This window comes from Pseudoglutamicibacter albus (genome assembly GCF_031458175.1).
Taxonomy (GTDB): Bacteria; Actinomycetota; Actinomycetes; order Actinomycetales; family Micrococcaceae; genus Pseudoglutamicibacter; species Pseudoglutamicibacter albus.
In genome coordinates, this window is sequence record NZ_JAVDXX010000001.1 from 183,310 (window position 1) to 207,134 (window position 23,825).

At 62.4% G+C, this 23,825-nt stretch carries 20 protein-coding genes; 17 read left to right on the forward strand and 3 right to left on the reverse strand.

Annotated features, from left to right (window positions below; genetic code table 11):
* Positions 1–9 precede the first annotated feature (9 nt).
* The 6 genes from J2S67_RS00740 to J2S67_RS00765 all read left to right on the forward strand — a co-directional run bounded on the left by J2S67_RS00740 (position 10) and on the right by J2S67_RS00765 (position 4,492).
* Positions 10–963 carry an ABC transporter permease gene (locus J2S67_RS00740; protein ID WP_310245356.1) on the forward strand — a complete coding sequence of 318 codons (954 nt, stop codon included), beginning with the start codon at positions 10–12 and terminating at the stop codon, positions 961–963.
* Positions 960–1,775, forward strand: coding sequence for an ABC transporter permease (locus tag J2S67_RS00745; RefSeq protein WP_310245358.1), 816 nt, complete (start codon positions 960–962; stop codon positions 1,773–1,775). The genes J2S67_RS00740 and J2S67_RS00745 overlap by 4 nt, the downstream gene beginning before the upstream one ends.
* 135 nt (positions 1,776–1,910) lie before the next feature.
* Positions 1,911–2,987 (forward strand): hypothetical protein, encoded by a 1,077-nt coding sequence (locus J2S67_RS00750; RefSeq protein ID WP_310245361.1) that lies wholly within the window; start codon positions 1,911–1,913, stop codon positions 2,985–2,987.
* A gap of 80 nt (positions 2,988–3,067) precedes the next feature.
* The gene (locus tag J2S67_RS00755; protein WP_310245365.1) at positions 3,068–3,580 is read left to right on the forward strand and encodes a MarR family winged helix-turn-helix transcriptional regulator; all 513 of its coding nucleotides are present in this window, start codon (positions 3,068–3,070) and stop codon (positions 3,578–3,580) included.
* 46 nt (positions 3,581–3,626) lie between these two features.
* A complete protein-coding gene (locus tag J2S67_RS00760; protein ID WP_101629865.1) occupies positions 3,627–4,043 on the forward strand; it encodes a YidH family protein in 417 nt (138 codons plus the stop codon).
* Positions 4,043–4,492, forward strand: a complete 450-nt coding sequence (locus J2S67_RS00765) for a DUF202 domain-containing protein (protein WP_310245373.1) — start codon at positions 4,043–4,045, stop codon at positions 4,490–4,492. Before J2S67_RS00760 ends, J2S67_RS00765 begins: the two co-directional genes overlap by 1 nt.
* Positions 4,493–4,498: 6 nt before the next feature.
* Here J2S67_RS00765 and J2S67_RS00770 read toward each other — a convergent pair whose 3' ends face one another.
* Positions 4,499–5,371 (reverse strand): LysR family transcriptional regulator, encoded by an 873-nt coding sequence (locus tag J2S67_RS00770; RefSeq protein ID WP_310245376.1) that lies wholly within the window; start codon positions 5,369–5,371, stop codon positions 4,499–4,501.
* A 132-nt stretch (positions 5,372–5,503) separates the two neighbouring features.
* Between J2S67_RS00770 and gabT the strand changes: the two genes are divergently transcribed.
* The 7 genes from gabT to J2S67_RS00805 all read left to right on the forward strand — a co-directional run bounded on the left by gabT (position 5,504) and on the right by J2S67_RS00805 (position 15,330).
* Positions 5,504–6,847: a 4-aminobutyrate--2-oxoglutarate transaminase gene (gene gabT, locus J2S67_RS00775; RefSeq protein WP_310245378.1), complete on the forward strand. Its 1,344-nt coding sequence runs from the start codon at positions 5,504–5,506 to the stop codon at positions 6,845–6,847.
* Positions 6,848–6,960: 113 nt separating this feature from the next.
* Positions 6,961–8,451, forward strand: coding sequence for a flavin monoamine oxidase family protein (locus J2S67_RS00780; protein WP_310245380.1), 1,491 nt, complete (start codon positions 6,961–6,963; stop codon positions 8,449–8,451).
* A gap of 48 nt (positions 8,452–8,499) precedes the next feature.
* Complete coding sequence (locus J2S67_RS00785; protein ID WP_035756451.1) at positions 8,500–9,405, forward strand: universal stress protein; 906 nt, start codon at positions 8,500–8,502, stop codon at positions 9,403–9,405.
* A gap of 58 nt (positions 9,406–9,463) precedes the next feature.
* Positions 9,464–11,107: an APC family permease gene (locus tag J2S67_RS00790; protein ID WP_310245384.1), complete on the forward strand. Its 1,644-nt coding sequence runs from the start codon at positions 9,464–9,466 to the stop codon at positions 11,105–11,107.
* The gene (locus J2S67_RS00795; RefSeq protein ID WP_310245387.1) at positions 11,104–12,147 is read left to right on the forward strand and encodes an agmatine deiminase family protein; all 1,044 of its coding nucleotides are present in this window, start codon (positions 11,104–11,106) and stop codon (positions 12,145–12,147) included. Before J2S67_RS00790 ends, J2S67_RS00795 begins: the two co-directional genes overlap by 4 nt.
* The gene (locus tag J2S67_RS00800) at positions 12,144–13,931 is read left to right on the forward strand and encodes an amidase (RefSeq protein WP_310245391.1); all 1,788 of its coding nucleotides are present in this window, start codon (positions 12,144–12,146) and stop codon (positions 13,929–13,931) included. The genes J2S67_RS00795 and J2S67_RS00800 overlap by 4 nt, the downstream gene beginning before the upstream one ends.
* Before the next feature lie 19 nt (positions 13,932–13,950).
* The gene (locus J2S67_RS00805; protein WP_310245394.1) at positions 13,951–15,330 is read left to right on the forward strand and encodes an NAD-dependent succinate-semialdehyde dehydrogenase; all 1,380 of its coding nucleotides are present in this window, start codon (positions 13,951–13,953) and stop codon (positions 15,328–15,330) included.
* Between the two features lie 142 nt (positions 15,331–15,472).
* On the opposite strand, the gene J2S67_RS00810 is transcribed toward J2S67_RS00805, so the two are convergent.
* Together J2S67_RS00810 and J2S67_RS00815 are read right to left on the reverse strand one after the other, a co-directional pair.
* On the reverse strand, positions 15,473–16,399 hold the full coding sequence (locus tag J2S67_RS00810) for an NAD(P)-dependent oxidoreductase (protein WP_310245396.1): 927 nt from the start codon (positions 16,397–16,399) through the stop codon (positions 15,473–15,475).
* A 106-nt stretch (positions 16,400–16,505) separates the two neighbouring features.
* A complete protein-coding gene (locus tag J2S67_RS00815) occupies positions 16,506–18,473 on the reverse strand; it encodes a primary-amine oxidase (RefSeq protein ID WP_239445919.1) in 1,968 nt (655 codons plus the stop codon).
* A 205-nt stretch (positions 18,474–18,678) separates the two neighbouring features.
* On the opposite strand from J2S67_RS00815, the gene J2S67_RS00820 reads away from it, so the two are divergent.
* From J2S67_RS00820 to J2S67_RS00835, 4 genes are all read left to right on the forward strand, one after another.
* Positions 18,679–19,290 (forward strand): TetR/AcrR family transcriptional regulator, encoded by a 612-nt coding sequence (locus tag J2S67_RS00820; protein WP_310245399.1) that lies wholly within the window; start codon positions 18,679–18,681, stop codon positions 19,288–19,290.
* A gap of 22 nt (positions 19,291–19,312) precedes the next feature.
* Positions 19,313–20,317 (forward strand): AraC-like ligand-binding domain-containing protein, encoded by a 1,005-nt coding sequence (locus tag J2S67_RS00825; RefSeq protein WP_310245402.1) that lies wholly within the window; start codon positions 19,313–19,315, stop codon positions 20,315–20,317.
* A 195-nt stretch (positions 20,318–20,512) separates the two neighbouring features.
* The gene (locus tag J2S67_RS00830) at positions 20,513–22,084 is read left to right on the forward strand and encodes an APC family permease (protein WP_083289514.1); all 1,572 of its coding nucleotides are present in this window, start codon (positions 20,513–20,515) and stop codon (positions 22,082–22,084) included.
* 219 nt (positions 22,085–22,303) lie between these two features.
* On the forward strand, positions 22,304–23,734 hold the full coding sequence (locus J2S67_RS00835; RefSeq protein ID WP_239445923.1) for an aldehyde dehydrogenase family protein: 1,431 nt from the start codon (positions 22,304–22,306) through the stop codon (positions 23,732–23,734).
* The last annotated feature ends 91 nt before the right edge of the window (positions 23,735–23,825 follow it).

Here is a 23,825-nt window from a genome sequence, read left to right on the forward strand (position 1 = left end):
GGGCGGCCGGTGATTCGCAGCCTCAGCCAGCTAGCGTTGCGGATGATCACAACGCTGCTCGTTGCCTCCATGATCCTCTTCGTCTTGTTGAGGGTCATGCCAGGCGACCCCGCACAGGTCGCGCTCGGGATGCAGGCCTCACCCGAAGACGTCGCGGCACTGCGCTCCGAGTACGGGCTCGACCGGCCGCTGGCTGTCCAATACCTCGACTGGATCGGCTCCTTCCTCACCGGCAACGCCGGGGAATCCGCGATCACAGGCCAAAACATGACCCCCATCATCGCCGACCGTTTCGCCGTCACAATGTGGCTCGTGGTCCCTTCGGTGGCACTCAGCCTGCTTGCCGCCGTGCTATTCGGCGTGTGGTCGGCCCGCCGCGCCGGAAAGTTCGACGCGGTGCTCATCTCACTCATGACCCAAGGATTCATGGCGGTGCCCGCGTTCCTCGCAGGCCTGCTGCTCGTGATGCTGTTCTCGGTCAGCCTCGGCTGGCTGCCGGCCTCCGGCTGGGTGGTCCCCAACGAAGGCTTCGGCACGTTCCTGTCCCACCTCGTGTTGCCGGTCATCGCGCTCTCGCTTGTGCAGACCGCGGTCCTGACCCGCTACGTACGTACCTCGATGGCGAACGTGTTGCGCAAAGACTACATCCGCTCCGCCCGAGCCCGCGGCCTCAGCAAATCCGCGGCCATCCGCCGCCACGGCCTACGCAACGCTGCTATCCCGGTGCTGACGGTAGCGGGACTGCAACTGGCCGCGGCCGTTGTTGGCGCCGTCGTGATCGAGCGGGTCTTCGACATCCCCGGCCTCGGCGCGCAACTGATCACCAGCGTTGAACACCGCGATATGGTGACCATCCAAGCCATCGTGATGCTGCTGGTGACCGTGACTGTGGTGATCAACGCGCTCGTCGATGCGCTCTTAGTGGCCGTGGATCCGCGGCTTCGCGTCAAGGCGGTGGCATGATGCGCAGACTCCCCGTGACGTTGTGGGCCGGTAGCGTCCTGATTGCGATGGTCGTGTTGCTTGCGCTGTGGTCCTGGCTCATCGGTGCCCCATACGACCCGGTTGCTGCAGACGCGGGCGCGCGGCTGCAAGACTCGAGCCCCGAACACCTCATGGGTACTGACCGTTTTGGACGCGATGTGTTCTCGATCATCTTGGGAGGGGCGCAAGTCGCTTTGTCTGTGGGTGTGGTCGCGGCGTTGATTGCGTTGCTGATCGGAACCCCGCTCGGGATGTGGGCGGCGATCCGCCGCGGCTGGGTGCAGGGGGCGGTGACCCGCTCATCTGACGTGATCCAGGCGTTCCCGTCGCTACTGTTGGCGATCGTGTTCTCGGCCGTGTTTGGGGCCTCCCCGATGGTGGCCGCAGTAGCGATCGGTATCGGCGCGATTCCGGGATTCGTGAGGATGGTGCGCGCCGTCACCGCACGTATTCTGCGAGAGGAATACATCACTGCTGCGCGCTCGGCCGGCCGGAACTGGTTCAGCATCGCGTGGCGGCACGTGCTCCCCAACCTTGCGGGACTGTTGCTGGTTGAGGTCGCGGTGACCTTCTCCATCGCGATCCTCGCTGAATCCGCGCTCAGCTACCTCGGTCTTGGCACGCCTGCGCCCGAACCATCCTGGGGTCGCATGCTGTACGAACACCAAGTCTTCATTGAAGTAGCGCCCATGACACTCGTGTGGCCGGGGCTCGCGATCGCGATCAGCGTGCTGGGCCTCAACCTGTTCTCTGAGGGGCTCCGCGACGCGCTACATAGCCGCCGCTCCTGACTTCGTTGACCGCAGGTTTCCCGTATTTCCTCATGTGTGTGGCTATTTATAGAAACTAGGCAATGAAAACTCCGTGGTCTAAACTTCAACTAGAAATAGCCTGAGAGCCTAGTCACACCAAAAGGAACTGACGACGTGACGCCACGCGAGAACACGCCACCAGAAGACAACGCATCCGTCAATAACGCGAACCAGCAACAGGGCGGACACCTCCCACCGCCACCGACGCCTGAAAACAGTGCCGACCAAACGCAGGCACTGCCACAGAACGGTTTTGATCAGACGCAGGCACTGCCACAGAACAATATCGACCGGACGCAGGCTCTGCCGATGCAGGGTGATGCGACCACCGTATTCCCGTCGACCCCGTACGAAGACAACGTCGAAGCGCACAGTCAGCAACCCTACGGTCAGCAGAACCAGTACCAGCAGGGGTATGGCCAGCAGAATCAGTACCAGCAGGGCTCCGGGCAGAGCGGCTATGGCCAACAGGGTCAGTATCAGCAGGCCTATGGCCAAGACGGATATGGGCAGGGTGGCTATGGCCAGCCAGGCCAGTACTCTCAGCAGGGGCAGTACGGCCAGCAGGGCTACTACGGTGCCGCCGGCTACGGCCAGAACGGTTATGGCCAGAACGGTTATGGGCAGGGTGGCCCAGGCTACGGTGGGCCGGGTTATGGCGGCCCAGGCTATTACGGCGGGTCAGGTGATGAGAAGGATAACGGCAAGAAGAAGAGCCTCACGTGGCTGTGGTGGCTCATTGGTCTTCTTGTTGTGCTGGTTGCCGCGGGGCTCGTGTACATGTTCGTGTGGGGCCCGTGGGGCGATAAAAGCAACAGCGGCGGCAACAAGCCGGCCCCAGGTGTTTCTGAAACCGTGACGGTCACGGATGACCCGAACAACCCGAATCCGAATAATCCAGGTTCAGGGGGCGGTGAGAACCCTGCTCCAGGTGGTGGCGGGGACAACCCTGGTCACGGCGGGGACGATTTCTTCACGGAAGATCCGTTCGGTAACTCGGGTGGCAACTCCGGTGGAGACACTGGCGGCGATACGGGCGGAGGAACAGATTCGTTTGGCGGCAACACTAGCGCTCCGTCGAGTGACCCGTTCGGCTCTTCTGATGGTCCGGGAAGCGGTCTGCCGGAGATGCCATCCATGCCGGAGATGCCGTCCATCCCAACAGACTTCGACTTCGACCTGGATAACTAGGCCTTCAAGGCCTTCGCCACAGCACGGCCTCCGCTTCATCCGATCCACACATCGAGATCCTGGCCGTTAGACTCATCACTATGTCAGCCGCATTGCCTCAAGACCCCATCGCCGCAGCCCAAGCCAACTGGGAGAAAGCCGGGTGGGGCGAGGTTGCCGAGCCCGTGGCGACCGTGACCAGCATCGTTCGGGCCAACCAGATCCTTACCGGCCGCGCCGAAGCGTTGCTTCGGCCGTTCGATCTCACGTTCGCCCGCTACGAGATGCTCATGGTGCTACGGTTCGCGCGCCGACCCATGGCGATGTCGAAAGCCTCACGCGTTCTGCAGGTCCACCCCACATCGGTCACCGCGGCCTCAGAACGGCTTGAACGCGACGGTCTCATCACTAAAACCCCGAGCCCGGATGACGCCCGCACCGTGCTGCTTGCCATCACCGAAGCCGGTCGCGAACTCAGCGAAGAAACCACTCAGATCCTCAACCGTGAACTCTTCGCGAAAACCGGATTCACGCAACGCGAGATCACCACACTCAACCGCATCCTGCGTAAGTTTCGGCAGAAAAACGGCGACTTCGCAGAACCGCTCGACTAGCGTCATCCCCGCCCCAACAAACGGGCGTTTGCGTTAGATTGGTGTCATGTCGAGTACCCGCCGGAAAGCCTCCGCAAGCGAACCTGTAGCGCCGCCAGCACACCAGAGCGCGATCGCTCGCCGTGTTTTCCCCACGGGTAAAGAACCAGACCCACGCTTCACGCTCGCCAACGAACGTACGTTCCTTGCATGGATCCGCACCTCGCTCGCGTTCGTCGCAGGCGGTGTCGCACTCGAGGCGTTCGAGGTTGGTAACTGGGATCCTGTGCTCCGTAAGTCGGTGGCTATCGCCGTGATCGCGATGGGCTTGTTGATCGGCTTGGGTGCGGCTTTCCGTTGGTTGCGTGTTGAGCGCGCGATGCGCCACGACCATCCGCTACCTGTCCCGCTGATCATCCCTGTGCTTGCGTTGATCGCTGCCGCAGGCTCAGGTGCGGCTGTTGGTTTGGTGCTAACTAACTGATGCCAGATCACGGAAGTAGCGAGCGCCGGGAGAACCGGGTCCGTCTCAGCACTGGATGGCACACCGTCAAAGAAACGGGTGTGACCATCAGCCGCGCGGTGCGTAAACGCATCCCGATCAAGCCGCCGCAACCCCTTCCGGAACCCGTCGACGTCGGCCTGCAACCGGAGCGCACATCGTTGGCGTGGTCTCGCACGGGTTTTGCCGCGCTCGTCGCAGGGTTCATGGGGGTCCGCTGGTACGGGCAGATGGGGTCACTGTTACTCGTGGCGACCGCGTTGACGTTCGTGGGTGCGGTGTGGGTTTCCACGACCCAGAGGGGGCGTCTGCGCCGCATGGCTGAGTCATTTGAGGAGCGGCAACCACCGCCCGTGGTGCCGGTCATCACGTTGACGGTCATGGTTGTGGCCATGGCAGTGATCGCAATGATCGTGGTGCTACGCGTGTAGCCGGCCTTAGTTTTTGTACCGCTTGATCACAAAGACCCTCAGCTGTTCTGCGAGTGCCCCGAGCTCATCGTGCGCGTAGTGGTCGGCTCGCCACGCAGCGTGCAGGGTTACGGTGAGCTCTTGTGCCCCGTTGGTGATTCGTAGCGGCACGAGGTCAAAACTGGGATCTTCGGTGACGACCGCAACTCCCTCCGTTGCGACGAGTGCTTGGGCAACGCGGCCTGAGTTGGTTTCGATGATGTCTGGCTGTGAGAGGCCAGCGGTTTCGCATGCGCCGTCGAATACGCGGCGGGCTTTGAATGCCCGCGATGGAATGTGGATGGTGTGCTGAGCGAGCTCCTCGAGCGGAACACTGCGGCGCTGAGCCCAAGGATGCTGAGCAGAAACATATGCCCAAACGGGCATCTGTTGAAGCTTGACATGGGGGATATCAGCTGATGGAGCAGAAGGCATCACTGCTAGATCGGATGTAGCGATCGTGTCCTGCAAGCTCGCATCCAAGGATGCCTCCACAATATTTGGTTGCCACTCGGACTGATCCAGCGTTGCCACGAACGGGATCACAACGTCGATAAGTGTGGTGCCAGGCGCTGCGATCGTCACTTCACGCATGCCACCGTGCGCGAGGAGCTCAGCGAAGTTGCGGGTGTGCTGATATTCGGTCAGGAGCTTCTTGGCGGCAGGTAGGAAATCGCGGCCTGCTTTCGTCGGAGTGAGACCGGATGGAACGCGATCAAACAGCACAAGCCCGACGTCGCGGCTGAGCTTCTGAAGCTGTCGCGTGACTGCAGGCTGTGTGATGCCGAGGTCTCGAGCCGCGGAGGAGACGGAGCCAGTTTCGTAAACGGTCACGAAGGCTTTCAGATGCTCGATGTCCATGATTCCCAGTCTATGCGCATTCGTTATAGGGGTTATGCAGATAACTGATTAGACAGTCATAATGATTTCGGAACAGAATGTGATGTACGCAACTATCTGCGATCCGTATTCACCGGGAGGGTTCACACCACAATGCACGCGGACAACACCAACGTCAGCACCCCGCTCGAACAGAGCCGCCACCTCGTAACTGACCTCCCGGGCCCTAAAGCCCAGGCACTCGCCGAACGACAGCGAGCATCGGTATCCGCCGGTGTCGGCGGGACCATGGCAACCTACGCTGTCCGCGCTGACCGCGGCATCATCGAAGACGTCGACGGCAACCGCCTCATCGACCTCGGTTCCGGCATCGCCGTGACCACCGTGGGCGCATCCCATCCGAAGGTCGTGGCTGCGGTCCAGGAAGCCGTCGTGAACTTCACCCACACGTGCTTCATGGTGACCCCATACGAGTCCTACGTCGAGGTCGCTGAAAAGCTCAACAAGCTCGCCCCGATCTCCGGCGAAACCCGCACCGTTCTGCTGAACTCGGGTTCTGAGGCCGTTGAAAACGCCGTCAAAATCGCACGCGCTACAACCGGTAAGACCGCCGTCGTCGCATTCGATCATGCCTACCATGGCCGCACCACGCTCACGATGGCGTTGACCGCGAAAGCCAACCCCTACAAGAAGGCATTCGGTCCATTCGCCCCAGAGATCTACCGCGTGGCTGGCTCCTATCCGCTGCGCGACGGCCTGAGCGGCGAGGAAGCAGCCGTCCGAGCTATCAAACAGATCGAAGTCCAGGTTGGCGCGCAAGACCTCGCCGCGATCATCATGGAGCCAATCCAAGGCGAAGGCGGATTCATCGCCCCAGCCCCAGGGTTCCTCCCGGCGATCATCGAATGGTGCAAAGCCAACGACGTCCTGTTCATCGCGGACGAAGTCCAGACCGGCTTCGCCCGCACCGGCTCGATGTTCGCATGCGAATACGAAGGCATCGAACCAGACCTCATCACCACCGCGAAAGGCATCGCCGGCGGTATGCCGCTCTCCGCAGTAACCGGTCGCGCCGAGATCATGGACGCCGTCCACACCGGCGGGCTCGGCGGAACTTACGGCGGCAACCCTGTCGCATGCGCCGCAGCGCTCGCCTCCATCAGCGTGATGGAAGAAGAGAAACTCGCCGACCGCGCGCAAGAAATCGACCGCATCATCACCGAAAAGTTCACCGCCGCGCAGGAAAAGGACAGCCGCATCGGGGAAGTCCGTGGCCGAGGCGCTATGAAAGCCATCGAATTCGTGGACCCAGCCACCGGCGAACCGGATGCCGCACTCACCGGCGCCATCGCCAACGCCGCCCGCGCACAGGGTGTTGTAACCCTGACCTGCGGAACCTACGGCAACGTCATCCGCCTGCTGCCGCCGCTAACCATCAGCGACGAACTGCTCACCGAAGGCATCGACATCATCCTCGAAGCCCTCGCGCAGAACTAACGGCGCAGTGTTGAGCTAACGACGCAGCCACCAAGCTAGCGCCGCGGGCATCACTACAGAACTCAAACGAAACATCCTCTATCGAGAATCCATACCTATAGGAAGCGATAACAATGACGAACGCTCAGAACCCAACCATCGACCGCGATGTGGTGGTCATCGGTGCAGGGCCAGCAGGACTCATGGCCGCATACACCCTTAAGAAGGCCGGCAAGTCGGTCGCCGTGCTGGAAGCACGCGAACGCGTGGGCGGGCGCACCTGGAACGGTAAGGTCGCCGGAACGGACGGTAAGGAACACTTCATCGAGATCGGTGGGCAGTGGATCTCCCCAGACCAGACGCGGCTGACTGAGCTGGTTGAGGAGCTCGGTCTGAACACGTTCCCGCGCTACCGCGAAGGCACCTCGATCTATGTGGATCCGGAGGGTAACCGCCACGAATACACAGGCGACCGCCTGCCGGTCAAGGAGTCCACGAATAAGGAGATGGATAAGCTCATCGACCTTATGAACTCGGTCGCTGAGGAAGTCGGGGCAACCGAGCCGTGGGCAGCCGAACGCGCAGCCGAGCTGGATTCGATCTCCTTCAAGGACTTCCTCGCTCAACACACCGACGATCAAGAGGCGATCGACAACGTCTCGATCTACGTGGCGTCCGGCATGCTGACTAAGCCAGCCCACACGTTCTCCGCGTTGCAGGCCGCTCTCATGGCCGCATCGGCGGGTTCTTTCTCCAACCTCGTGGATGAGGACTTCATCCTGGATAAGCGCGTTGAAGGCGGTATGCAGTCGGTATCGCTCACGCTCGCTGAGCACCTGGGGGAGGACGTGTTCCTCGGCAGCCCGGTGCGTGAACTCGAATGGGCCACCCCAGACCCATCGACCGCCGATGAGCTCAACAAGATTGCCGCCGATGTGCGCAACGGCGTTGAAAACGGTGTGCTCGGCCCGGTGACCGCGGTCTCCGATAAGGTCACCGTCAACGCGAAAGCCGCAGTACTCGCGGTACCGCCGAACCTGTACAACCGCATCCAGTTCGTTCCGCCGCTGCCACGCGAACAGCAGGTAGCCCACCAGCACATCTCGATGGGCCTGGTCATCAAGGTTCACGCGGTCTACGAGACCCCGTTCTGGCGTGAAGAAGGCCTCTCCGGTACCGGCTTCGGCGGCGGCCGCCTGGTTCAGGAGGTCTACGACAACACCAACTACGGCAAGAACTTCGCCGGCGGAACCAGCGGGGAAGAAGACACGAACGGAACCCTCGTCGGCTTCGTCTCCGACGTCTATGCCGAAGAGATGTGGGCGCTGCCTGCAGAGGAACGCAAGCAGCGGATCCTGTCTGCGATGGCTGACTACCTTGGCCCGAAGACCATGGAACCGATCGCGTTCTACCTCTCCGACATGGCGGCAGAGGAATGGACCCGCGGCGCATACGCAACCAGCTATGACCTCGGCGGCCTGAGCCGTTGGGGCCACCTCCAGAACCAGCCGACCGGGCCGATCTTCTACGCGTGCTCCGACATCGCGGCGGAGGGTTATCAGCACGTCGACGGTGCCGTGCGTATGGGTGAAGCCGCTGCACGTGCCATCCTGGAAGCACGTTAACGTTCACACCCACCCCGAAACAGGGGTGCTGAAGGTGAGGAGGACACCGTGCCAGTTCCATCCCGTCGAATCCTTGTAGGTTACGTCGCGACCGCGGCGGGCCGTGACGCCCTGAATCTGGGCATCGCGCTCGCCGCGGGACGCGATGCGGAGCTTCACGTGACCATGGTCGCCCCGGAAGCGGAGCCGTACGCTGCCGCTGTGTCTCAGGGTGCCGGTTATGAGCGTGTTTTGCGCCGTCAGCTGCAGAGCTGGCTCGACGAGGCGCTCGCTTCGGTCCCGGAAGGTGTTCGCGCGGTGGGGCACGTGGTGTCCTCCTCATCGGACGCTGAAGGCTTGTTGTCTCAGGCGCGCGCGGTGGATGCGGAGGCGATCGTGATCGGTGCCCGTGCCGGCGGTGTGCTGGGGCGGTATCGGATCGGTTCGGTTGCCCAGGCGTTGCTGCACAGTTCGCATGTACCGGTGGTTTTGGCGCCTCGCGGCTATTCAGGGCATGGCCCGCTAAGCCGTATCACCGCGCTGTTCGGCGACCGGCCGGGCGGTATGCAGGTGATCGCTGAAACGCTTGCGGCCGCTGAAGCGACCGAGACCCGGGTGCGGTTGGTGACGTTCGCGCAAGCCTCTGAGACGGGTAAGTCCTCGGCGGCCCACACGGGTGTCCCGGGTGCCGAGACGATGAAGGCTTTCGTTTTGGAGCAGCTGGATCGGCTAGGTAGTGGCGAGCACGGTGAGCGTGCTCGCGCAATGATTAGCTCCGGCCAGGCGACCACCGAGGTGGTGGCTGGCAAGGAGATCGAGAAATCGGTGCGGCGCCTTGATTGGGAACCGGACGAGGTTGTGGTTGTGGGATCTTCACGTTTGGCCCCTGCTGGGCGTGCGTTCTTGGGCTCCCACGCGGCACGTGTTCTGCGTGCAATCTCTGTTCCCATGGTGGTGGTTCCTGCACCGCGGTGATTCGGTCGCGGCCACGGTCACGTGAGCCCGCGGTTTTGATGGAAGGGGATGGTTTCGCTTGGCCACCTCAACGGAAAAACTTTCGAGGAGTGAAAGCTTCTCTGGCAAGGGGCTTGCGGCCGGTAAGGTCGGTGTGCTCGGTGCTGTGGTGATCGGTGTTTCGTGCATCGCGCCGGCCTATACCCTCACGTCTGGCTTGGGGCCTACGATCTCCGAGGTGGGCACGCACGTTCCCGCGATCTTGCTGCTGGGTTTCATCCCGATGCTGTTGGTCGCTTTCGGGTACAAGGAGCTCAACAACAAGGTCCCTGACTCGGGGACGTCCTTCACATGGGCAACCAAGGCGTTCAACCCGTGGATCGGTTGGATGGGCGGCTGGGGTCTGATCGCTGCGACCGTGATCGTGTTGTCCAACCTCGCGGCAGTTGCGGTGGACTTCTTCTATCTGATGCTTGCGCAACTATTCGGGAACCCGTCGATCGCGGAGCTGACACGTAACCTGTGGGTCAACATACCCACAACGATCGTGCTGATCTCGTTGGCCGCGTGGATCTCCTATGTGGGTGTCGAGGCGACCAAGACCGTCCAATACGTTCTGGTTTTGGTCCAGATCATCGTGCTGGGTGGCTTCGTTTTCATGGCGTTCCGCGGAGTTAACGAAGGCACTGCGTTCGATGCGACCCCGGTGAGCCTGGACTGGTTCAACCCGCTTTCGGCGGGGGACTTCTCGGTGATCGCGGCTGGTGTTTCGCTGTCGATCTTCATGTTCTGGGGCTGGGATACAACCCTGACCATGAACGAGGAGACGAAAGACCCGAAGACCACCTCGGCTCGCGCATCCCTCATCGTGATGCTTGTGATCATGACGGTCTACATCGGTGTTGCACTCGCTGTGGTTGCGTGGGCAGGCACGGGGGACGAGGGCTTGGGTGCCGGTAACCCTGATAATCAGGAATCGATATTCGCAGCGCTTGCTGGCCCGGTGATGGGCCCATTCGCGCTCGCGATGGCGGTGGGCATCATGGCTTCGTCTTTCGCATCCCTGCAGTCGACGATGGTCTCGCCATCCCGCACCCTACTTGCGATGGGCTACTACGGGGCGTTGCCGCCGAGCTTCGCGAAGATCTCGCCGAAATACCGGACGCCGTCCGTTGCCACGGTTTTTTCCGCGGCCGCCGCCGGAACCTTCTACATCGTGACCCGCCTGCTGAGCGAAAACGCGCTGTGGGACACGATCACCGCGCTTGGGCTCATGGTGTGTTTCTACTACGGGATCACCGCGCTCGCCGCCGTCTGGTATCTGCGCCGCGAGCTCTTTGAGAGCACCAAGACCATCTTCACCCGGCTCATCTTCCCGCTGCTGGGCGGGATCATGCTGCTGATCATGTTCTTCAAGACCGCCTACGATTCGCTCGACCCAGGCTACGGCTCCGGCTCCTCGCTGGGTGGCATCGGGATGGTATTCATCCTCGGAATGGGCGTCCTTGTGATCGGGGTCACTATTATGGTGATTACAGCGATCAAGAACCCAGCGTTCTTCCGCGGTGAAACTCTGCCTAGGGTGGACTCCACGACCGACACCTACATGGGGGATGTGGTCGGCGAGGCCCTCGAACGAGGCGAGGCACGCACCGTTGGGGACACTGGCGAGAAGATCGTTGCCGAAACTAACACCGCCGTAAAGGATGAGGACCGCCCGTGACCAACCAGTCCGCCGCATATGTGATGCCACCGGAGTGGGAACGCCACGAACGTACGTGGATGTCTTTCCCAACCCCGAATGACACATTCGGCGCGCGTGGCTCAGAATCGCTTGAGCGTGCACGGGACGCGTGGGCGCAGGTCGCGCTCGCGGTGGCTCGCTACGAGCCGGTTGTCATGGTCATGGACCCGGAAGATGAGGCCGAAGCGCGTGCCCGCTTGGGTGAGAACGTCGAGTATTTCGCGGCCCCGCTGGATGATGCGTGGATGCGGGATTCCGGCCCCACATTCGTGCGCAACGCAGACGGCGAGCTCGCGGCAGTCAACTGGGTTTTCAACGGTTGGGGTGCCCAGGACTGGGCGGCGTGGGAGCACGATGCGCTACTCGCCTCCCGCGTTGCCGCGCATGCCGGTGTGCCGCGTGTGGATTCGCAACTGGTCAACGAGGGCGGCGGGATCCACATCGACGGCAAGGGCACGGTCCTGCTGACCGAATCCGTGCAGATGGACCCGGGCCGCAACCCCGGTGTGGACCGCGAGGCAATCGAGCGCGAGATCCACAGCAAACTCGGCACGACCCATGCCGTGTGGGTGCCGTATGGCCTGACCCGCGATAACGGACAGTTCGGAACCCGCGGCCACATCGACATCGTCGCGTGCTTCACCCCGGCCGGCGACGTCCTGCTGCACATGCAGAACAATCCCGAACACCCGGACTACGAGGTTTCCCGCACCATCAGGAGCGTGCTCGAGTCCGCAACCAATGCCGCCGGCGAGCCGCTACGGATCATCGAGGTCCCGGCCCCGCAGGTGCTGACCGATGAGGAAGGCTGGGTCGATTACTCCTACATCAACCACTACGTCGGCAACGACTGCGTGATCCTGTGCGGATTCAACGACCCGAACGACCAAGCGGCCGTGGAAATCATGCAGGAAGCGTATCCGGGCCGCACGGTTGAGCTCGTCGATGCACGCGAGATCTTCGCATGCGGCGGCGGGATCCACTGCATCACCCAGCAACAGCCGGCGGTTGAGGCATGATCAAGGTTTTTGATGCCGGCGACGTTGCTGCGGACATCATTGTTGAGGCGAGCATCGCCGAGCTGCGCACCGCGCTGGAAGAAGGCCGGGTGACCGCGGTTGAGTTGGTGCGCGCGTATCTGGACCGCATCGACGCCTACGATGGCGAGCTCAACTCGGTGATCGTGCGCAACCCGGACGCGTTAGCTGAGGCCGAGGCCTCAGACGCCCGCAGGCGCACCGGTAAGCCCGCCTCGCCGCTGGACGGGATCCCGTACACCGCGAAAGAGTCCTACATGGTGCGCGGACTCACGGTTTCCGCGGGCTCGCCAGCGTTTAGAGACCTTGTAGCGCAGAAGGATGCGTTCACGATCGAACGGTTGCGTTCCGCCGGCGCGATCTGCCTGGGCCTGACTACGATGCCACCCATGGCTAACGGCGGAATGCAACGCGGCCTGCACGGCCGCGCCGAATCCCCGTATAACCGCGCCTACCTCACAAGCGCATTCGCGTCCGGTTCCTCGAACGGCTCGGGTACCGCGACCGCCGCGAGCTTCGCGGCCTTCGGGCTGGGGGAGGAGACATGGTCTTCGGGCCGCGCCCCGGCATCCTGCAACGCCTTGTGCGCCTATACGCCCTCCCGCGGAGTGATTTCGATGCGCGGGAACTGGCCGCTGGTGCCCACGATGGACGTGTGCGTACCCCATACGCGGTCGATGGCGGACATGCTCGAGGTCCTCAATGTGATCGTCGCCGACGATCACACGCACGCAGGCGATTTCTGGCGCGAACAACCCTGGGTTGAGATCCCGAAAGCCTCCGAAGTGCGGCCCGCTGACTATCGCGAGCTGGCTCAGCAACGCCCGCTGGCTGGCATGCGCATCGGGGTCCCGGGCATGTATATCAACCAAGACCAGCACGCTGGAACCGGCGGGGACCGCACGGCGGACGCTGGCGTGGGCGGGCCGATGGGGCAGAAAATCCACACCCACCCCGACGTCATTGCGCTATGGGAGAAAGCCCGTATCGTTCTTGAGCAGGCGGGCGCTAGCGTGGAGATTGTGGACTTCCCCGTAGTCAGCAATTATGAAGGTGACCGCCCCGAAGCTCACACGATTTCAAGCCGCGGGCTGGTCAGCTCCGAGTACCTCACTGACGAGGTCGGATACCTCGCAGCGTGGTCCTGGGAGCGCTTCCTGCGCGCCAACGCTGAGGCCACTGAAGCCGGCAATGACAACACCGCCCCGCGCCCGGCAACGCTGGCTGACGTTGACGGGGCAGAGATTTTCCCGCACCCGGACGGCGCGCTCGAAGACCGCTATGTGGGCTTCGATGACGACATCGCTACCTACCCGGACATGATCCGGGAACGCGGCTTCTGTGAACTCGCCGAGATCCCAGGCATCGGGGAGGGGATCGCGGGAATGAACCGGATCCGTGAGATCGACTTCGACGAATGGATGAACCGGCACAGCCTGGACGCTATCGCCTTCCCAACGATGGCCGACGTGGGCCCAGCCGATGCCGACACGAACCCGGAATCAGCGGATCAAGCGTGGGCGAACGGGGTGTGGGTCGCTAACGGCAACCTCGTCCCACGCCACTTCGGCATCCCGACCGTGACCGTATCCATGGGTGCGATGCGCACCGGGATGCCGGTGGGCCTCACCTTCGCGGGCCTACCGTATTCAGACAACACGCTGCTGGCGCTCGCCGCGCAGTTCGAGGCCAGCCATCCGGCCCGCACCACACCAAACCTGACCGTAACAAGCAAGGATTCAGCCGCCAACATCGGCAGCAAGTGAAAACAAAGGAGCAGGAACAATGTCCCAGTCCTACGTTGGAATCAACCCGGCAACCGGCCAGGTCAACAACGAATACCCACACACCACTGACGCCGAAATCAGCGAGGCCCTCGACAAAGCCGTGAAGGGCTACAAGGAGTGGCGCGCCAAGAGCGTCAAGGAGCGCGGTGAAATCCTCGCCAAGGTCGCTGACCTGTTCGTGGAGCGCCGCCGTGAACTCGGCGAGATCGCCACCAAGGAGATGGGTAAGCCATTCGGTGAGGCCCGCGGCGAGGCGGCGTTCTCCGGCGAGATCATCCGCTACTACGCGGAGAACGCCGAAGAGTTCCTCGCTGACGAGGTCATCAAGGATGACGAAGACGGCAAGGCCGTGATCCAGAAGCGCCCGCTGGGTCCGCTCGTGGGTGTTATGCCGTGGAACTACCCGTACTACCAGGTTGCACGCTTCGCCGGCCCTAACCTCATGCTCGGTAACGTCGTGCTGCTCAAGCACGCGGAATCCACCCCGGATTCGGCGCTTGCTATCCAGAAGATCATGGACGATGCGGGCGTTCCGGAAGGCGTCTACCAGAACATCTTCGCTTCCCACGAGCAGATCGCCTCGCTCATCGAGAACCCAGAAGTCGCAGGTGTCTCGCTGACCGGTTCGGAACGTGCAGGCCGCGAGGTCGGCGCAACCGCCGGTAAGGCTCTCAAGAAGTCCGTCCTTGAGCTCGGCGGTAATGACCCGTACGTGATCCTCTCGAGCGAGGACCCACGCCAGGCCGCACGCGACGCGATCGCGATCCGCTTCGAGAACACCGGCCAGGCATGCAACTCGAATAAGCGGCTGATCGTGATGGAGGACATCTACGATGAGTTCCTCGACGAGCTCATCAAGGAGACCGAGAAGCTTCAGGCGCACGACCCGATGGAGAAGGGCGAGAACGTCTTCGGTCCGCTCTCTTCCGAGAAGGCCGCAGAGCGTCTTGTGGAACAGCTCGAGCGCGCCGTCTCCGAAGGCGCGAACCTGCGTGTTGGCGGAACCCGCCTGGACCGTCCAGGCTTCTACGTTCAGCCAGCCGTGCTGACTGACATCCCGAAGGGCACCACCGGCTACAGCGAAGAACTCTTCGGCCCAGTCTTGAGCGTCTACAAGGTCACTTCCGACGAAGAAGCGCTCGAACTCGCCAACGACACCGCATACGGGCTGGGCTCCGCAGTGTTCGCAGTCGAGGAAGGCCGCGCAGAACGCTTCGCCGAAGGCATCGAAGCCGGCATGGTCGGCGTCAACGGCACAACCTTCGAAGACGTCGACATGCCATTCGGTGGCGTCAAGGGCTCCGGCTTCGGCCGCGAACTCGGCGCGCTCGGCATCGACGAGTTCGTCAACAAGCGCCTCGTATGCTTCAACAACTAACGCGCCAACGCTGGTGCTGACGCCAGTGGCGTCCGCTAGCAACAGCTTCGGCTAAAACAGCAGTGGCGGGCGGTTCACACGAACCGCCCGCCACTCGCGTTTAAAGGTTGTTGCTTACTCGGCGCTGTCTATTCGGCGCTGTCTATTCTGCGCTGTCTACAAAGATCGTGGAGAAGTCGCGGTCGCCGCGGCCCGTCTCCTGAGCCGCATCTAGCGAACCCAGTGCGGCACGCACGGCAGGCATGTTCGCATCGAACGCATCCGCATCAACCGCGCCCTGCTCGTACAGCTCACCGAAACGCTCCGAGCCAGCCACGGCATCGAGCATCAACCGAGCGTCCTTAGCGATCGCGTCCACCGTGAAATCGCCGGGCGAACTCTCCCGCTCGCCCTCAACGAATGGGCGCTTCATGTTCGCGATGAAAGCCAAGCCAGTCGAATCCAGCATGTCGAGGGTTGCGGAACCGTCCAGGCCAGCGGCCGCACCCAGCGTCAGGGCCTCACGCAGGCCTTGCGCTGAAACCGCCAACGCGAGGTTAGCCAGCAATTTACCAGCGGTAGCCTTCTCGGCAGTATCGACCGGACGCAAACGCGCCGGATCAGCCCACACAGCCACCACATCGGCGGCCCGGGTGCGCAGGCCCTCATCCGGGGAGCCCACATACACGCCGAGCTTGCCGGCACGCGCCGGACCCAGCGTGCCCACCACCGGGGTTGCGACATAGCTCGGGACCGCGGCAGCGAACTCACGTGCATCAGCCAGCCCCACCGTCGTGGCATCAAGCCACGGGACACCATCCGGGATCAAGCCCGCGCCCGTGATGACCTCACGCACCACATCCGGGCCAAACAAGCATGAAACCACGATGTCCGCGCCAGCCACCGCATCAGCGGCAGACTCAGCGAGCACGGCACCCTCATCAACCAGCGGCTGGGCACGCTCGGCGGAGCGGTTCCACACCGTCACATCGTGATCAGCGAGCAACTTACGGGCAAGCTCGGTGCCCATCCGGCCAGTACCAAGAAAAGCAATCTTCATGCTTTCAGTCTCTCGCACTGCGGCGCTCACGCCAACAGTGATGCCAGCGCCCAACAATCCGGTAATGCAGGTCTCCCCGGGTCTTGCGAAAGAAGACCCGGGGAGACCATGAACTCATGAGAGCTAGCGACTAGTGTCAGCAGCCGCACCCTGCATCGTTGGAGTCGCTGCCGTCGCTGGTGCAGCACACTTGCTGCTTCTCAGGTGGCGGGACATCCAGGACTGGGGAGCGGTCGAAGAAGCCTTCAGGGCGCAACTTGAACCCGACGGTGTCTACCGGCATGATCGGCCAGTCTTCAGGCCGTGGGAAGTGGGTCAGGCCGAAGGTGTGCCATACGACGTTGCGTTGGGTGTCGATATCGCGGTCGGCTTCGATCCACTGTTTGATGCCGTGCTTGCCCGGGTTCTGGTTCGGGTAGTCGCCGGTCGGGTATTTCTCTTCTTTCGCGTAGCGGGTCACCCAGAGCGCGTGGCACATCACGGTTGCGCGGCGGCCGATCGAGGAATCGTCGTGGTCGGCCAGTAGCACCGGGGTTCCCGCCGGATGCAGCTTGTAGGCAACCGGGTGGCCCAGGCGGTTGGTGGATTCTGGGTTGGAGATGACCCAGGCGCGGCCCACGGAGCCGTCCGGGTCACGCACCGCATCGGATTCTTTAGCGAGTACAGTGCGTTTGCGGGTGAACGCGTTACCGCGCGGGTTCTCTTCGGAGACCGGTACGCGTACGGCGTCTTCTTCTTCGATGCGGGACGGGCCGCCGTCCAGGGCGAAGTCGAGGCGCGCAGCGAACTGGTGCTGGTGGAACGGTGCACCCAGGCCTGGGGCGATTTCGCTGTTGTAGCGCGGGTCGCCCGTGAAGCCCGAGGTGAAGACGATGCCGGTGGCTTTCGCTTCGAACTCGATGTTGCCGTCCAGGTAGAGGTACCAGTAGAAGCCGTAGTCGTAGTTACCTACCGTGGTGAAGATCGAGAACACCATGCGGCGGTTGCGGCGGGTGTAGGCGGTGCCTGCCCAGTCGTCGGTGTGCTTTGCTAGCAGCGAGTAGTCTTCCTCGTGCATGCAGATGCCGTTGGTGATGGTAACTGGCTTGCCGTCGTTATCAGCGATGGTGGGGGACAGGTAGGTGATGTCGCCCAGGCAGTCGCAACCGAGTTCGAGCGAGTTGGCGCACTGGCCGATGAGGTACTCGCCGGTGTCGAAGTAGTTCTGCCACGAACGCACGGGGCTCGGGTCGCCGTAGGGGACCACCATTTCGGCGATGGATGCGCGGTTGAGGATGCGGCGGCGGCCCTTGATTGGGTCGTCGAAGCACACGTTGTGCAGCACGAGGCCGTCACGCATGTCGAAGCCAACGTCCAGGCTCCAGCGTTCCCATTCGACGTGGTTGCCGTTGGTCACGGTGAACGATGGGCCTTCAGGCTGGGTGATGACGATCGGTTTCTGTGTTTCACGCAGCGGGTGCCCGGTGTCTTCCGGGGTCATGTAGTTGCCGTGCTCTTCAGGGATCGGGTGGTCGAAGAAGTCGAGTACCTGCATGACTTCCTTGTTGCCCACATCGACGTATCCGAGCAGACCCTCGATTGGGCGTGCCCACGCGGAGTCGGCTTCGTGTTCCTGTACGAAAGCAAGACCGCGAAGAACGCGTTTGCCGGATTCCTCCGGGTATTCGAACACGCCAGCGGACAGTGGGGCGACTCGTACGTTCTCGACTTTGAGGCCGCGCTTTTCGATCGCCGCGATCCACTCGGGGTGCTGGGAGAGCAGCGCCTCGACGATCGGGAACTCTTCCGCCAGGACCGGGAGCTCGCCGTATTCCTGGGTGTCGATTTCGTGGTGGCATTCAACGGTCCCGTTGGTCACGGACACGGTTGCGTCATAGGACTTCTGCTCTTGTGCGTCATACAGGTAGATGCGGACCAAACGGTTGACGGGGGCGTCTTCTGGCAGATCAAAATCAGGGTCAACCAGGCCGATGTAGGCCAGGCGGGTTGCTTCGCTGAACTTGCCTGCCTCGCGCAGGATGTTCACTGCGGTTTCCACTTCCGCTGGGGTCAGCAGAGTGTGGTGCCCAGGGGTTGCGTTGGTTGGGGTGATGGTCTGCGACATGCTTTCTCCAATTCGACACGCGTGCGCCGGATGGCATGGTGGCGGGTCGCGCTTTCATGCGGACCCGGGTTTTTCTATACTCGTAGAGAATAAATGTGATTCGGGTTACATGCAAGTGATCTGGAGCATGTGAATCGACTCGGTTTTACGGCCGCGTAACTATATGTTTTTGCTTAAACGCGCATCGGGCGGTTAGAAGGATGTCATGCCTAAAGTTGTTGATCATCAGGCCCGCAGGGAACACATCGTCGATGCCGCGTGGGCGCTCATTGGGCGCGAAGGTTTCGATGCCGCCACGATGCGCGACATCGCCGCCGAGGCCGGCTTCGCCAATGGCGCGATCAAGCCCTATTTCGGGACCAAGCGAGAGCTGCTGGAGGCCGTGTATGAATCCGCGGTGGACAGGACCAACGCCCGCGCGCGCCGGGCGTGCACACAACGTACGGGCCGCGCGGCGATCGAGGTGTTCGCTAGGGAAGTGCTTCCGCTGACTCCGGAGTCCCGCGAGGAAGCCGCCGGCGTGGTGGCCTTCTGGGGTGCCGCGGCAGACAGCCCCGAGCTCAAAGCCATTCACGAGCGCGCGATGCGGCGCTGGCGTGAACGCGTAGCCGAATGGATCATGCAGGCTCAAACGGCTGGCGAGTTCAGGCCCGCGCTGTGCCCGCATAAGGCTGCCGATGCGCTCGTGACCTTTCTTCTGGGTACCCAAGTCATGCTCACGATGGAGTCACAGAACACTCGACCCGAATCTTTGACCGCACAGCTGCACGTGCTCCTTGACGGCTTCGCTCGTGACACAGAAACCCCAGCAACGTAGATTGAGCCCTATTATGTGGCCTATGTCACCTATGCAGAAAACTGAGCCAGCCAACCGCGCTGGAACTCATCGCGCGATCACGGGCACGCCGATCACTCGCACGTTCGTCGAGTGGCAGCGGGCGTCGTCGCAGGCCTTCGTGCCGCTGCATGCTCACGCGACCCGCGGTGGCGACTTCAGCGGCAAGCTCACCAGCTTTCAGCACGCCGCCGCATCGGCCATCCGCATCGACGCATCCGCCCACGCTGTGGAACGCACCCCGGAGCTGATCTCCGCGGGCGGGGGAGGGATGCTCAAGTTCACCCTCCAAGAGGCGGGGCGCTCCTACCTGATCCAGGGAGGCCGCGAACTTGAACTGACCCCAGGGCGGCTCGCAGTCTATGACACCTCAGAGCCGTACACGATGGTCGTGGACGATGATTCGAGCATGCTCATCGTGATGCTCCCATACGCCCGCCTATCCGCCCCGGCCCGGAACCTGACCGCGGTGGCGCTGGGCGAAAACGGCGGAATGTCCGATGTCGTGGCCCCGCTGCTTGCGGGACTTTCGCGCCGCATCGCACAGCAAGATGCCGCAGGCGGGCGGCATGACGCGGCAGGGTTGGCGGCGTTGTGCGCTCATTCCGTGGGGCTGCTGGATGCGATGTGCCGTGACCAGGCCGAGCGGGACCTCGGCGGCCAGGCGATTGCGGACTCCGCGCTGGCGGCCGTGCGCGCCACGATCGAGGCGAAACTGCGCGACCCATCGTTGACCCCGGCCACACTCGCGCAGGCGCACTTCATGTCCGTGAGGCAGCTCTACACGATCTTCGAGCCGATGGGCGTGCCGGTAGCTACCTGGATCAGGACCCGCCGGCTCGAGGAAGCCCGCAAAGAAATCCAAGACCCTGCACACGCCTCGGTTCCCGTGTCTCATATCGGGGCGCGCTGGGGTTTCCCGGAAGCCGCGCACTTCTCGCGGGCCTTCAAAGCCGAATTCGGGCAAACCCCAACCCAAGCCCGCCAAAAAATGCGGGCGCCGCGCTGAGTACGTGGGCGCCGAGCTAGCCCCGGCGCTGAGCTGACTCTGCAAGGGAATGCAAGGCGTGTGCACGGGAATGCTAGCTGAGCTGGCCCTCACGCGAGCAAGATGGTGAGCTATATCACATGTTGTCCTTAGGCGGCCGCAGTCTCTTCCGTATCGAAGGTTCCCGCGGTCCCATCTTTTGAGTGAGGTGCCCTCATGACAGCTGAAACGACGGGGTCCGCTAAAACGCCGCACGTAATAGAGCCAGGTTCGCTGGATACCAGCATCAGCCGACAGCTCAACAGTGACGAACCGAACGGCCAACCACCGGCATCCAAGCGCATCGGGACGGTTTCGCTCGCGCTCATGATCATCGCGGCCTCAGCGCCGTTGACGGTGCTCGCAGGTGGCGTGAGCTCCAACTATGCCGTGACCGGCCTGCTCGGTGTCCCGCTGAGCTTCCTCATACTCGGCGTGGTCCTCGCGCTGTTCGCAGTCGGCTACGCAGCCCTATCAGCGCGCGTACGCACCGCCGGCGCTTTCTACGCATATGTGGCTCGCGGACTCGGCCGCGTCACCGGTGTTTCCGCTGCGTGGGTCGCGCTGCTGGCCTATAACGCGATGCAGGTCGGCATCTACGGAATGTTCGGCTTCGCATCGGCAGACACGTTCAACGCACTGTTCAGCATCGACGTCCCATGGTGGGTCTACGCGCTCGCCGGCTGGGTGATCGTGGGCATCCTCGGCGTCAACTCGGTAGACCTCTCCGCGAAGGTCCTCGGAATCCTCGTGGTCATCGAGTTCATCATCGTGATCATCTACGACATCTTCGCAGTCGTCGACGCACCAGCAGGCCTATCCGCTGACGGCTTCCAGTTCGGTGACTTCTTCGCACCAGGCGTGGGTGCGGTACTCGCGTTCTCGATGGCTGCGTTCATGGGTTTCGAATCCGGCTCCGTCTATGTCGAAGAGGTCAAGGACCCAGAAAACACGGTCCGCCGCGCAACCTTCGGCGCCGTGATCGCTGTAGCGATCTTCTACGCGATCTCCGCATGGGCCATGATCATGGCACTTGCCCCAGAAAACACCGTCGCAGAAGCTGGGGAACAAGGCCCAGGCGTGGTGTTCTCACTGCTCGGGGCGCACGTGCCGAACTTCCTAGTGGTCTTCGCCCAAGTCATGTTCGTGACCTCGCTCATCGCAGCTCTCATCTCCTTCCACAACGTCGTAGCCCGCTACCTGCGCACCCTGGCACGCGAAGGCGCGATGCCTAAGTTCCTCGCGATCTCACTCGGCCGCGGCCAAGCCCCAGCGCTAGGTTCCATCTGCCAGTCCTCGATCGCACTCGCCGTGCTCATCGTCTTCGCTGTCGTCGGTTCAGGTTCGGAAGACCCGGTCATGTTCCCGGTCTTGACGCTGTTCACGTGGCTCACCAACCTCGGCTCTTTCGGTCTCATCGCGCTCATGGCTGTCACGAGCTTCGCGGCGATGGCCTACCTCGGAACCAACGCGCGGGATCTCTCGATGTGGACCAGGTTCGTTGCCCCACTGCTTGCGGGCCTGAGCCTGAGCGGGATCGTGGTGCTCATCATCACGAACTTCTCTTTCCTCGTGGGTATCTCTGAAACCAGCCCACTGAACTGGATCCTCCCAGGCCTCGTTGTTCTTGCCGCACTCTTCGGTGGCATCTGGGCGGCATGGCTGCGCTCGGCCCACCCAGAGCGCTACCTCAAGCTCGGTGGCGGCGAGGCCGCGGAATTCGAATGGAGAACATCCACCCAGGAGTGAAAACGGCGCAATCGAAATCACAACGCAGCTGAAACCGCCACAACTGAAACCACAGTGCAACTGAAACCGCAGCGCAGCTGAAATCGCAGCGCACCTGAAAGTGATTCGCAGTGCGCGAAACGTTTCAGATCGTTCTTTCCCGCAAGCGCGGGATAGGTTTAAAGACATACACGTGAGACTCGCCTCACACCGCTGAGCATCATACAGACAAGGAGTGTCATGACTACCGAAAACGTCACCTACGCGACCGTCGAAGAACTTCGCGCGGCGTTCGATCTTCCAAGCGAGGGTCGTGAAATCAAGGACCCCGCAACGGGCGAACTTGTTGGCTACGCACCAGAACCAACCGTTGAGGACCTCGACCGCGCTGTGGTCAAGGCCCGTGAAGCGCAGAAGTCCTGGGCCGCTAAGTCCTTTGAGGAGCGCACCAACGTCATGATGGCTGTTGCCGATGCGCTCGATGAGAACGCCGAGCAGCTGGCTCAGTTGCTCTCCCGCGAGCAGGGCAAGCCGCTCAACGGCCCGAACGCCCGCTTCGAGGTCGGCGCGTGCTCCGCATGGCTGCGCGCAACCGCAGCGATCGAAGTCAAGCCAGAAGTGCTCTTCGATGATGAGTCCGGCAAGGCTGAACTGCACTGGCGCCCGCTCGGCGTGGTCGGTGCGGTTGGCCCGTGGAACTGGCCGATGATGATAACGATGTGGCAGATCGCCCCGAACCTCAAGATGGGCAACGCAACCGTGATCAAGCCATCCGAATACACCCCGCTTTCGGTGCTTGCGATGGTCAGCGTGATGAACCGTGTTCTGCCAGAAGGCCTCGTGCAGGTCATCGCTGGTGGCCGCGACGTAGGTGAGGCGTTCACCGCGCACAAGGACATCGACAAGATCATGTTCACCGGGTCGATCGAAACCGGTAAGGCGATCGCGAAGGCCTCCGCTGAAACCCTCAAGCGCGTAACTCTGGAACTCGGCGGTAATGACGCCGGCATCGTCCTCGATGACGTCGACCCGGCCGCTATCGCTGAAGACCTGTTCTGGGGCGCGTTCATCAACACCGGCCAGACCTGCGCGGCCCTGAAGCGCCTCTACGTTCCGGATTCGATCTATGACGAGGTTGTTGAGGAGTTGCGCAAGGTCGCTGAAGCGATGCCGATGGGCGTGGGCCTGGGCGAAGAGAACGTGCTCGGCCCGCTGCAGAACCAGATGCAGCTCGATGTGGTCAAGCGTTTGGTGCAAGCCGCTAAGGATGGTGGCGCGCGCATCGTGACCGGTGGGGAAGAACGCCCAGCTGATGAGGCTGGTTTCTTCTACCCAGCCACCCTGGTTGCTGACATCGACAACGACAACCCGCTGGTTGCGGAAGAGCAGTTCGGCCCGGCTCTGCCGATCATTCGTTACACGGATGTTGAGGAGGCCATCGAGATGGCCAACGGGCTTGAGGTGGGCCTCGGCTCCTCCGTGTGGTCCTCGAACCGTGAGCGTGCGCTCGAGGTCGCTAACCGCCTCGAGGCAGGCACCACCTGGATCAACAAGCACGGTGCGATCGACCCGCGCATGCCGTTCGGTGGCGCGAAGCAGTCCGGCTACGGCGTCGAGTTCGCTCTGGAAGGCCTCAAGGAGGTCGCTCAGCCGCACGTCATCAACTACTGATCGCGTGGCTCGGCGCACGCTAGTTGGACGGCGTAGCTAGGCGGCGCCGGCACGGCTAGGTTGCATGCAGGCCGATGCGGTGTAGGCGCCG

Bases quoted from the DNA above. Each gene is read 5' to 3' on its own strand.
- J2S67_RS00745 (WP_310245358.1), top strand. From the start codon at position 960: ATGATGCGCAGACTCCCCGTGACGTTGTGGGCCGGTAGCGTCCTGATT.
- J2S67_RS00755 (WP_310245365.1), top strand. From the start codon at position 3,068: ATGTCAGCCGCATTGCCTCAAGACCCCATCGCCGCAGCCCAAGCCAAC.
- J2S67_RS00760 (WP_101629865.1), top strand. From the start codon at position 3,627: ATGTCGAGTACCCGCCGGAAAGCCTCCGCAAGCGAACCTGTAGCGCCG.
- J2S67_RS00765 (WP_310245373.1), top strand. From the start codon at position 4,043: ATGCCAGATCACGGAAGTAGCGAGCGCCGGGAGAACCGGGTCCGTCTC.
- J2S67_RS00770 (WP_310245376.1), bottom strand. From the start codon at position 5,371: ATGGACATCGAGCATCTGAAAGCCTTCGTGACCGTTTACGAAACTGGC.
- gabT (WP_310245378.1), top strand. From the start codon at position 5,504: ATGCACGCGGACAACACCAACGTCAGCACCCCGCTCGAACAGAGCCGC.
- J2S67_RS00780 (WP_310245380.1), top strand. From the start codon at position 6,961: ATGACGAACGCTCAGAACCCAACCATCGACCGCGATGTGGTGGTCATC.
- J2S67_RS00800 (WP_310245391.1), top strand. From the start codon at position 12,144: ATGATCAAGGTTTTTGATGCCGGCGACGTTGCTGCGGACATCATTGTT.
- J2S67_RS00805 (WP_310245394.1), top strand. From the start codon at position 13,951: ATGTCCCAGTCCTACGTTGGAATCAACCCGGCAACCGGCCAGGTCAAC.
- J2S67_RS00815 (WP_239445919.1), bottom strand. From the start codon at position 18,473: ATGTCGCAGACCATCACCCCAACCAACGCAACCCCTGGGCACCACACT.
- J2S67_RS00820 (WP_310245399.1), top strand. From the start codon at position 18,679: ATGCCTAAAGTTGTTGATCATCAGGCCCGCAGGGAACACATCGTCGAT.
- J2S67_RS00825 (WP_310245402.1), top strand. From the start codon at position 19,313: ATGTCACCTATGCAGAAAACTGAGCCAGCCAACCGCGCTGGAACTCAT.
- J2S67_RS00830 (WP_083289514.1), top strand. From the start codon at position 20,513: ATGACAGCTGAAACGACGGGGTCCGCTAAAACGCCGCACGTAATAGAG.
- J2S67_RS00835 (WP_239445923.1), top strand. From the start codon at position 22,304: ATGACTACCGAAAACGTCACCTACGCGACCGTCGAAGAACTTCGCGCG.